1 pseudogene is annotated in these 795 nt (G+C 80.8%); it reads right to left on the bottom strand.

Annotation, left to right across the window (positions count from 1 at the left end):
- Positions 1-795 (bottom strand): annotated as a pseudogene (locus GPJ59_RS36650) (hypothetical protein); the annotation flags it as partial.

The raw sequence follows: 795 nt of genomic DNA, 5'->3' as shown, positions 1-795 counted from the left end.
GCCTCGGCCTCCTGCGCGAAGGCGCGGGCGGCCGCGGCCTGTTCGGCCAGCTCGGCCAGCCGGCCGGGCGGGCAGCCGGTGCGCCAGGAGGCCAGGCGGGCGGAGAGTTCGCGGTCGCCGGCCAGCCGGGCGGCCAGCTCGCGGATCTCGGCGTCCCGCTCGCCGGCGCGGGCGCGCAGGGCCTGGCGCTCCTCGTCGGCGGCGTGCTCGTCGTGCATGGCCGGGTTCGGCGAGACGATGAAGATGCCGCCGGTGGCGTCGTCCGGCCCGGCCGGGGGTACGGGGGCCAGCAGGGCGGCGGCCGTACCGACGGCCACGGCGGAGCGGGGCAGCAGGGCGGCGGCGCCGAGCACCTCGCGGGCCCGGCCGTGGGTGTCGGGGTCGGTGATGACGACGCCGTCGACCAGCTCGGGGCGGGCCGCGAGAACGGCGGCGTGGTCGGCGGGGTCCACGGCCTGGGCGAGGTAGCGCCAGCCGGGCAGGGCCGGGATGCCGTGCTCGCCGAGGTACTCGACGGTGGCGAGCACGTCGGGGCCGGGCGGCAGCAGCCCGCCGTCACCGAGCGCGCCCAGGATCCGGGCGTCGTCGGCGGCGGCGGTGCGCAGGTCGAAGAGCTGGCGTTCGGCGACGCCCACGGCTCCGGCGAGGAGGTCGCGCAGGTCGTCGGCGTTCCGGTCGAGGTCCTCGGGGCTCATGCCCCCGAAGTCCCCGGCCCCGGCCGGGATGCCGGGCCCGGCCGCGCCGGAGGCGGCGTCCGCCGGGCCGCCGGCGTGGCCCTGCGGCGCGGTGCCGGGC

This window comes from Streptomyces bambusae (genome assembly GCF_019400985.1).
Taxonomy (GTDB): domain Bacteria; phylum Actinomycetota; class Actinomycetes; order Streptomycetales; family Streptomycetaceae; genus Streptomyces; species Streptomyces bambusae_A.
The sequence above is the reverse complement of the archived record's forward strand: the minus strand, read 5'-3'. Positions and strand labels throughout refer to the sequence as shown.